This is a genomic window from Streptomyces sp. W16, assembly GCF_033194735.1.
Classification (GTDB): Bacteria; Actinomycetota; Actinomycetes; order Streptomycetales; family Streptomycetaceae; genus Streptomyces.
On the sequence record NZ_JAWOAI010000450.1, the window covers coordinates 1 to 8,380 of the forward strand.

Consider the following 8,380-nt stretch of genomic DNA (forward strand, 5'->3'; position numbering starts at 1 on the left):
CGCCGCCAAGGACGCGGGGCTGCCCCGGCCCGCGTCGGCCGCGGTGTTCTCCCCGTGGGCCGACCTGAGCGTGTCCGGCGCGAGCGCGGTGAGCAAGGCGGCCGTCGATCCCTCCCTGACCCCGGAGGGCCTGCGCAGGCGCGCCCGCGACTATCTGCGCGACACGGACCCCATCACGCCCCACGCCAGCCCCGTCTTCGCGGACCTGACCGGCCTGCCTCCGCTGCTCATCCAGGTCGGCTCGCACGAGATCCTGCTGGACGACGCCGTACGGCTGGCGGCGCGCGCCGCCGAGTGCGACGTACGGGTCGATCTGCAGGTCTGGCCCGAAGTACCGCACGTCTTCCAGGGGTTCGCGGCGATGCTCGACGAGGCAGGGGCCGCGCTCGACGCCGCCGCCGCGTTCACCCGGGCCCACTGGACGGACGACAGTGATGTCGAGCCGTCCGGTGAAGCGGTGCCCGCAGGGGTGATGTCCTGACCCGGCGCGGGCGGACGCAAGGGACCGGCGGGTAAAGAATCCGTAGTGCGCAGACGGAAGTTCCGTGTGCCGTACGGCGTGTCGACGACGATGTTGTCCATGGCTACGACGAACCACTTCGGCAGCGCTCTGCGGGGGTGGCGAGAGCGTGTGTCACCACAGGCCGGCGGGCTTGAACCGGGCGGGGACCGGCGCATCCCCGGACTGCGCCGGGAGGAACTGGCCCGGCTGGCGGGCCTGTCGGTCGACTACCTGGTCCGGCTGGAGCAGGGCCGCGCCCGCAACCCCTCGGCCCAGGTCGTCACCGCGCTGGCCAGAGCGCTCCGCCTCGAACCGTCCGAACGCGACCATCTGTTCCGCTGCGCCCACCTCGCGCCGCCCGCGACCGGGAACGTGTCCAGGCACATGCCCGCGAGGGTGCACCGGCTCGTGGGCCTGCTGTCGGACAACCCCACCGCGGTCTTCGCCGCCGACTGGACCCTCATCGGCTGGAACGACATGTGGTCCGCCGCGATCGGCGATCCCCGCACCTACGGCTGGGACGAGCACAACCTCGTCGCCGGGATGTTCCGGCCGGCCGGCGGACGCGGACGGGTGCCGATCGCGGGCTGGCCCGTGCGGTCCTGGGAGGGCGACGAGGTCGAGGAGGAGGATCTCGTCGCCGACCTGCGGGTCACGGCCGCCGCCCATCCTCATGACGCGAGGCTCGTCGCCTTCGTCGACCGCATGCTGCGCGACAGCCCGCGCTTCGCCCGCCTGTGGTCCAACGGCACGGCCCGCACCCACGTCGGAGACCGCAAGACCGTAGAACACCCCCGGGTGGGAGACATCGACCTCGACCTCGACATCGTGACGGCCGCCGGCACCGACCTCAGGATCGTCACGTACACGGCGGCGGCCGGGACGGGCGACGCGGAGAAGCTGGACGATCTGCGCGCGGCTCGCCCCCTGCCGGCCCGGGGCCGGTGAAGTTCGCGGTACGTCAGTCCTCGTCCGCGCGCGTCCCCGTACTGCTCGCGCCAGAGATTGGGGCTCAGCCCGATGCCCGCGGCGACGACCAGGCCGGCCATGGTGGGGATCGCCTCGGGAGAAACGCTCTTGGGCATCATGCACAGCGTGCCCACGAGGGTGGGCACCACGTACTCGATGACGTCCATGTCCTGACTCTCGTGAGCCTTCCTCAGCCATGCCATGAAGATGTAGATGAGGGTGCACGTGCCGTCCAGGACGTCGTCGATTCTCTACGGATACGCACGGACACGACGCGTTGCCACGGGGGCCGATCCCGAACAGCAGGCGTTGATGGAGCAGTTCATCGCGTCGCTGGGTCCGGAGGGTATTCGGCCGAGGTGGCGGCCGACGGCGCTTTGCCGTCTTCCGCAAGGCGCGGTCAGGAGGCTGCGGTCGGCCAGCTGCGCAGCAGGGTGTCCAGCGCGTTGAGGATCTCGGTCCAGCTCTCCTGCGCGTCGGGCGCGCTGTGGTCGAAGCCGCCGGCCGACTCCAGGCCGACGTAGCCGCTGAAGACGCTGCCCAGCAGTCGTACCGCGTGCGTCTGGTGCGGTTCGGCCAGGTCGTAGCCGCGCAGGATCGCCCGTGTCATCTGTGCGTGCCGGACGCCCGCGCTGGCGGCGGCCGTCTCCGGGGCGAGCCGGAACCGGGCCGCGACGAAGCGGCCCGGGTGCTTGAGGGCGTAGTCGCGGTAGGCGTTCGCGAAGGCGGTGAGGGCGTCCTTGCCGGCCCGTCCGGCCACCGCGGCGGAGACCTGGTCGGCCAGTTCCTCGAGGGCGAGCAGGGCGATCCGGGTCTTGAGGTCGTGGGCGTTCTTCACATGCGAGTACAGGCTCGCGGTCTTGACGCCGAAACGCCGGGCGAGCTCCGCGGGGGTCGCGTGCTCGAAGCCGATCTCGTCGGCCAGATCCGCGCCCGCCCGGACCAGGCGCTCCGTGGTCAGTCCCACTCGTCCGGTCCCTGCCATGGTCGTCCTCCGTATCGATGCGCATCCCCACCTTCGAAGATTATGCACTTGCCTAACTCAATTAGGCAAATTAGCGTGTCTGTTATGAAGCCGCTGACCGAGCAAGAGATACGCGCCGCGTTCGTGAACTGCACCAAGGGCGAGGCCAAGCGCCTGGCCGTCCCCCGTGACCTGGCCGAACGGTCCTGGGACGACCTGGACTTCCTGGGCTGGCGAGATCCCCAGGCCCCCGACCGGGCCTACGTCGTGACCGAGCTGGACGGCCGCCCGGTCGGCGTCCAGCTGCGCACCACCGGCGCCGGCTCCTGGCAGCAGCGCCGCAGCATGTGCTCGGTGTGCCTGACCACCCACACCGGAGGCGTCTCCCTGATGGTCGCGCCGAGGTCCGGGAAGGCCGGACAGCAGGGCAACTCGGTCGGCGTCTACATGTGCAGCGACCTCGCCTGCTCCCTGTACGTACGCGGCAAGAAGGACATGGGCGCCGGCGCACGCCTCCAGGAGTCACTCACCCTGGAGGAGAAGATCCGGCGGACCGTGACGAACCTCGCCTCGTTCATCGCGAGAGTGGGCGCGTGACCAGCAGCGCCCTCTCGAACGTGGGGCGATGCGCGGAGGTGTACGCGTGCTCCCGCCCGGACCACTCGACGCGGGAGGCGATCAACTCGTCCTCGCCCGGCGGATGTTCGGTGCTGGTGAGGCGCTGTCGCCACCAACTCGCGTTGCGGGTCTGCCGGTCGAGCATCGCGTCGACCAATTCGCCACGGGCGGAGCCTTCGAGACCGTAGGCGTCCGCGAGGATCCGCACCTGGGCCGCCTGCGCCACGGCGGACGGTGCGGTGGGGCGGGAGGAGACGCACCAGGTCCAGGCCGCGTATCCGACGTCTTCGAGGGGATCGCCGGGCGCGGCGGTGTCGAAGTCGATGAAGGCGTAGGGCAGGCCGTCGCGAAAGACGGCGTTGTTCGGGCCGGGGTCGTGGTGGCAGACGACGGGGCACGACCCGGCGAGCGCACAGCCACGGGTCGCGTCGTGCAGGGACCGGAGCAGGTCACCGGCCGCTGCGACCTGTGTGTCGGTCCAGCGCCGGAACCTGGCGGGCACCCGACCGGGCAGATAACTGAACGTGTCACGTCCGTCCGCGTCGAGGCCGAGATGACGTGGGGCACCGGCGAAACCGCGCCCTTCGAGATGGCCGAGGAGCCGTGCCACGAAGGGCGACGCCTCCGTGACCGGCCGGCGCACCGTGTCACCGACATGCACCACGCCGGGGGTCACGCGCCCGCCGCGCAGGGGTACTTCGCCGTCCTGTCCCGGCATCTACGGCCGCTCCGTTCGCCGCGTCGAAGGCGGGGTCGGGGCTCGGGCTCGGCCGCCGCCGACCTGCTCGTCCCCGTTTGTTAGGCTCCCCAAGCCTCCCGCGGGGGAAGTCCGGTGAGAATCCGGCGCTGACCCGCAACGGTGTGCGTGGCGACCCCGTGGTCGTCGCGTGAGCCCGATCGCCCGTGGGTGGTGCGACCCGTTGACTGCTCGCCGTGGACTGCGAGAGGGGACCCGAGCGGCCGGCACGGTCGTACGGGCTGCCTCCTCGATCGAGGCTCACCAGGCGGCCCCAGGTGAAGGACCGCCGATCGTGCGCCGACCTCCGAGCTCCGGCCCGGGCCGAACACCCCAGCCGCTGTTGATACTTGGGCTGCTGCTCCTGCTCTGCGTCTCCCTCGTGTGCGGCGTCGCACTGGGAGCGGCCGGCATCGGACCGGCGGACGTGTTCCGGTTCCTGTGGGCCGGAGTCACCGGCGGAACCGTGCACGCCGGCGACGCCGCCGCGTACACCATCGTCTGGGAGATCCGGCTGCCGAGGGTCGTCCTCGCGGCCGTCGTGGGCGCCGGGCTCTCGGCCGTCGGCGTGGCCGTCCAGGCCATGGTCCGCAACGCGCTCGCCGATCCGTTCGTCCTGGGCATCTCCTCGGGCGCTGCGGTAGGCGCCAACGCCGTCATCCTGCTGGGCGCGTTCGCCGGCCTCGGCGTCTGGGCGCTGTCCGCGTCCGCGTTCGCCTCGGCCCTCGCGGCCATGGTCCTCGTGTACGCGGTGGCCCGCTCGCCGCACGGCCTCACCCCGCTGCGGCTGATCCTGACCGGGACCGCGCTGGCCTACGGCTTCGAAGCCGTCACCACCGTGATGGTGTTCGGCGCGGCCCGCGGCGAAGCGGCCCGCTCGGCGATGATGTGGCTGCTCGGCAGCCTGGGCGGCGCGACCTGGGCGCAGGTGCCGCTGGCCGCCGTCACCGTAGTGGCGGGCTGGGCCTGGCTGCGGTGGCGGGCGGAACCGCTCAACGCCCTCGCGATGGGGGACGAGACCGCCGCCGCGCTCGGCGTCCAACCGGCCCGACTGCGCCGGGAGTTGTTCCTCGTCACCGCGGCCGTGACGGGAACGGTGGTGGCGGTCAGCGGCGCCATCGGCTTCGTCGGGCTCATGGTGCCGCACCTCGTACGGATGCTCGTCGGCGCCGATCACCGCCGGGTCCTCGCGGTCGCGCCCCTGGCCGGCGCGGTGCTGCTGGTGTGGGCGGACGTGCTGTCCCGGCTGCTGCTGGCGCCGGCCGAACTCCCGGTAGGCGTCATCACCGCCGTCGTGGGAGTGCCCGCCTTCCTGCTGCTGATGCGGCGCGGCGGCTACGCGTTCGGGGGGCGTTGATGCGGCTCGACATCGAGGGGCTGTCGGTCGACGCGGGCGCGGTGCGGCTGGTCGACGACATCCGGCTCGCCGTGGACTCCGGGGCCTTCGTCGGGCTCGTCGGCCCCAACGGCAGTGGGAAATCAACCCTGTTGAGGTGTGTGTACCGGGCGCTGCGGCCGGCCGGCGGAGTGGTCCGGCTCGACGGGGACGACGTACACGCCATGGAACCGCGGGCCGCCGCCCGGGTGTTGGCCGCGCTGCCGCAGGAGTCGTCGGCCGAGTTCGACTTCACCGTCGCCGAGGTGGTCGTCATGGGACGGCTGCCGCACCGGGACCGGACCGCCGCGTCGGACCGGGAGATCTGCGCCGGAGCCATGGAACGCACCGGTGTCGCCCACCTCGCCCACCGCGGGTTCCTCGCCCTGTCCGGCGGGGAGAAGCAGCGCGTCCTGATCGCCCGCGCACTCGCCCAGCGCCCGCGCGTGCTCGTCCTCGACGAACCCACCAACCACCTCGACATCGCCCACCAGTTGGACGTGCTGTCACTGGTCCGCCGCAGCGGCCTGACCGTCCTCGCGGCCCTGCACGACCTCAACCTCGCCGCCGCGCACTGCGACCTGCTGTACGTGATCGCGGACGGCCGGATCGTCGCGTCCGGCGCACCGCACGACGTACTCCAACCCGCCCTGCTCGCCGAGGTGTTCGGAGTCCGCGCGCACCCGGTACGGCACCCGGAGACCGGCGCCGTCCAGCTCCTGTTCGACCTGCTCCCGCCCACCACATAAGGACAACACGCCCCATGCGCAAGCTACTTGCCGCCGCCCTCTGCCTCGCCGCGACCGCCACCGGCTGCGGTGCGAGCGTCGAGTCGACCGCGGACACTCGCTCCACGGAGGCGGTCACCCTCTCCAACTGCGGTCAGAAAGTGACGTACAAGACCGTCCCGAAGCGAGTGGTCACCAACGACGTCGGCATCACCGAGCTGATGTTCGCCCTCGGACTGGAGAACCGCATGGCCGGGTTCGCCATGCCCGACGACAAGGGCGATCTGACCGACGTGCCCTGGAAGGACGGCTACCAGAAGGTCAAGTGGCTGTCCAAGGACCAACTCACCAAGGAGAACGTCCTCGACGCCCGCGCCGACCTCGTCTTCGCCGGCTGGAACTACGGCTTCCGCGACGACAGCGGCCTCACCCCCGACGCCCTGAAGAAGCTCGGCATCCCCTCGTACATCCTCACCGAGTCGTGCCGCAACGGCCGCACCGACACCTCACGCGGCATCATGCCGCCCCTGCAAGCCCTCTACACCGACCTCACCAACCTCGGAAAGCTCTTCGGCGTCGAGAAGCGCGCGGCCATCCTGATAGCCGACTTCAAGAAGCAGATCGCCACCGTCCACAGCAAGGCACCCACCAAGAGCCCCACGGTCTTCCTCTACGACAGCGGCCAGGACGCCCCGTTCACCTCGGGCCGCTACGCCGCCCCCGACCAGATCATCAGCGAGTCCGGCGGGGTCAACGTCATGCACGACCTCAAGGACTCCTGGACCACGGTCGGTTGGGAAACCGTCGTGCGACGGGACCCGGACGTCATTGTGATCTGCGACTACGGTGACGTGAGCGCCGCACAGAAGAAGAAGTTCCTCCTCTCCTACGCCCCGCTCCGCAACGTCTCCGCCGTCAAGCACCGGCGGATCTTCGTCCTCGACTACGTCGACCTCGTCGAGAGCCCCCGCAACCCGTCGGCCATCGCCCGCCTCGGCGCGTATCTCCGCACGGTGGCCGCGGAGCAGCAGGCTTCGCAGTGAGAAGTCCTGGTGGGACCGACGCCGACGCCGATCAGCGGGTGGGGAAGGCAGCCAGAGCGAGCTCCCACTCGTCGGCCGCGTGGAGCAGCGCGGCCGTATCCACCTGTATCTCCACGAAGTACTGGTAGATGTCAGGTCTGGCGTCGCCCTGCCGCCACGGAGGTGTCGCCTCCAGGGACAGATGAACGCGGATCAGCGCGCCGTCCTCGCTTCGTCCGGCGAGGCTGAAGGCCAGCACCGGTTCGTTGAACCACGTGTCCGGGGACATATAGCCTTCGGCATCGCGTTGCGTCACGGCCACTGTCCCCGTGGCCACGCCGCGCAGCCAGGCGGTGACCTGTTGGGCCTCGCCGTTCAGCAGAGCGGGGTCGGCGAAGGACCAACTGCCCTCGGCCGTCGTCACCTTGGCACCGATGACCAGCCAGTTGTTGTCGTAGCGGTTGCCCCGGACCTTGGGGAACTGATAGCGCAGGGGGCGGAGTTCGACACTGGTCGCATGGTCACTGAGGTGCACCGCCACAGGATGCCATGGGTCCTCCGACGGGAAACTATGGCTGCACCGCCCGGACTTGGTCGTACCGCCCCAGGAAACGGAACGCGCCGTCCCTGGCCTGGTACAGGAAGGCGGTGTTCTCCGGGTCCATCGTGTGGGTGGTGCCCTGGATGAAGCGGATCGGCTTGGCCACCCCGTCGTACGCGAGGTGGAAGAGGCCTTCGGCGACCTGTGCGGGCTCGATCGTGGTGGTGGTGCCGAGCGCGTCGAGGGCTCGGGCGATCAGGCCGACGGCGTCGTACGCCTCGGCGGACCACCGGCCGGGTGCCTCGCCGTAGCGCGCCCGGTAGGCCGCTGTGAACGCCTTTGCGGCTGTCGTGCCGACCGACTGCGCCTCGGTGTACGGCGCTTCGAAGACCCAGCCCTCGGCCGCCTGCCCGGCAGCCATGAGGAAGCCGCCGCGCATGACCGGCTCGAAGCCTGCCACTGCTCCCGCGAAGTGTGCCGAGGTCAGGGCCCGGGCGCAGGCCGCCGCCCGGCCGGGTGACATGCCGGCGTAGACGACCGCCTGCGGCCGGGTGGCCAGGGCGGCGGCGACGGCCGGGCCGAAGTCGGCCGTTTCGGCGGCCACTTGGTGGACCGTGATGGTGCCGCCACTGGGCGGTGTCTCCACCAGGTTCCGGCTGATGTCGACGGCCGCCTCGCCCGCCGCCCGGTCCTGGACGACCGCTGTGTGGTGGGTGGGGCGGGTCCTGGTCAGGGAGGAGAGGATCGGCAGGGTCTGTGAGCTGTCCGAGGACCTGGTCACACACAGGGTGCGCAGGGTCGTGGTGGACAGTCCGGCGGACTCGTCGTCGACCGAGACCAGGACCACCGGCATGGACGCGGCGGCGTAGAGCGGCGCGGCGGCACGGGCGCCGGCCGAGGTCATGCACCGGCGGGACCTGGTCGG

General features: G+C 71.1%; 9 protein-coding genes and 2 pseudogenes. 6 read left to right on the forward strand and 5 right to left on the reverse strand.

Annotated features, from left to right (window positions below):
* Together R6V09_RS39770 and R6V09_RS39775 are read left to right on the forward strand one after the other, a co-directional pair.
* Positions 1 to 481, forward strand: a 481-nt coding sequence (locus R6V09_RS39770; protein ID WP_317886356.1) for an alpha/beta hydrolase fold domain-containing protein, incomplete at its 5' end; no start/stop codon positions are given.
* 99 nt (positions 482 to 580) lie between these two features.
* The gene (locus R6V09_RS39775; protein WP_317886357.1) at positions 581 to 1,450 is read left to right on the forward strand and encodes a helix-turn-helix domain-containing protein; all 870 of its coding nucleotides are present in this window, start codon (positions 581 to 583) and stop codon (positions 1,448 to 1,450) included.
* Positions 1,451 to 1,482: 32 nt separating this feature from the next.
* On the opposite strand, the pseudogene R6V09_RS39780 reads toward R6V09_RS39775, so the two are convergent.
* Positions 1,483 to 1,716 (reverse strand): annotated as a pseudogene (locus R6V09_RS39780) (hypothetical protein); the annotation flags it as partial.
* A gap of 155 nt (positions 1,717 to 1,871) precedes the next feature.
* On the reverse strand, positions 1,872 to 2,456 hold the full coding sequence (locus R6V09_RS39785) for a TetR/AcrR family transcriptional regulator (RefSeq protein WP_317886358.1): 585 nt from the start codon (positions 2,454 to 2,456) through the stop codon (positions 1,872 to 1,874).
* Between the two features lie 84 nt (positions 2,457 to 2,540).
* On the opposite strand from R6V09_RS39785, the gene R6V09_RS39790 reads away from it, so the two are divergent.
* Positions 2,541 to 3,032: an FBP domain-containing protein gene (locus R6V09_RS39790; protein WP_317886359.1), complete on the forward strand. Its 492-nt coding sequence runs from the start codon at positions 2,541 to 2,543 to the stop codon at positions 3,030 to 3,032.
* On the opposite strand, the gene R6V09_RS39795 is transcribed toward R6V09_RS39790, so the two are convergent.
* Positions 3,010 to 3,771, reverse strand: coding sequence for an aminoglycoside phosphotransferase family protein (locus R6V09_RS39795; protein WP_317886360.1), 762 nt, complete (start codon positions 3,769 to 3,771; stop codon positions 3,010 to 3,012). The genes R6V09_RS39790 and R6V09_RS39795 overlap by 23 nt on opposite strands.
* Positions 3,772 to 4,084: 313 nt before the next feature.
* Here R6V09_RS39795 and R6V09_RS39800 point away from each other — a divergent pair, with 313 nt between their 5' ends.
* From R6V09_RS39800 to R6V09_RS39810, 3 genes are read left to right on the forward strand one after another with little or no spacing between them, the layout of a single operon-like run.
* Positions 4,085 to 5,146, forward strand: coding sequence for a FecCD family ABC transporter permease (locus tag R6V09_RS39800; protein ID WP_317886361.1), 1,062 nt, complete (start codon positions 4,085 to 4,087; stop codon positions 5,144 to 5,146).
* Entirely contained in the window at positions 5,146 to 5,913 is a 768-nt protein-coding gene (locus R6V09_RS39805; protein ID WP_317886362.1) for an ABC transporter ATP-binding protein, read from the forward strand. Before R6V09_RS39800 ends, R6V09_RS39805 begins: the two co-directional genes overlap by 1 nt.
* Before the next feature lie 14 nt (positions 5,914 to 5,927).
* Positions 5,928 to 6,935: an ABC transporter substrate-binding protein gene (locus R6V09_RS39810; protein WP_317886363.1), complete on the forward strand. Its 1,008-nt coding sequence runs from the start codon at positions 5,928 to 5,930 to the stop codon at positions 6,933 to 6,935.
* A gap of 31 nt (positions 6,936 to 6,966) precedes the next feature.
* Here R6V09_RS39810 and R6V09_RS39815 read toward each other — a convergent pair whose 3' ends face one another.
* The gene (locus R6V09_RS39815) at positions 6,967 to 7,449 is read right to left on the reverse strand and encodes a WapI family immunity protein (protein WP_317886364.1); all 483 of its coding nucleotides are present in this window, start codon (positions 7,447 to 7,449) and stop codon (positions 6,967 to 6,969) included.
* A 34-nt stretch (positions 7,450 to 7,483) separates the two neighbouring features.
* Positions 7,484 to 8,380 (reverse strand): annotated as a pseudogene (locus R6V09_RS39820) (ABC transporter substrate-binding protein); the annotation flags it as partial.

Bases quoted from the DNA above. Each gene is read 5' to 3' on its own strand.
- R6V09_RS39775 (WP_317886357.1), top strand. From the start codon at position 581: ATGGCTACGACGAACCACTTCGGCAGCGCTCTGCGGGGGTGGCGAGAG.
- R6V09_RS39785 (WP_317886358.1), bottom strand. From the start codon at position 2,456: ATGGCAGGGACCGGACGAGTGGGACTGACCACGGAGCGCCTGGTCCGG.
- R6V09_RS39790 (WP_317886359.1), top strand. From the start codon at position 2,541: ATGAAGCCGCTGACCGAGCAAGAGATACGCGCCGCGTTCGTGAACTGC.
- R6V09_RS39795 (WP_317886360.1), bottom strand. From the start codon at position 3,771: ATGCCGGGACAGGACGGCGAAGTACCCCTGCGCGGCGGGCGCGTGACC.
- R6V09_RS39805 (WP_317886362.1), top strand. From the start codon at position 5,146: ATGCGGCTCGACATCGAGGGGCTGTCGGTCGACGCGGGCGCGGTGCGG.
- R6V09_RS39810 (WP_317886363.1), top strand. From the start codon at position 5,928: ATGCGCAAGCTACTTGCCGCCGCCCTCTGCCTCGCCGCGACCGCCACC.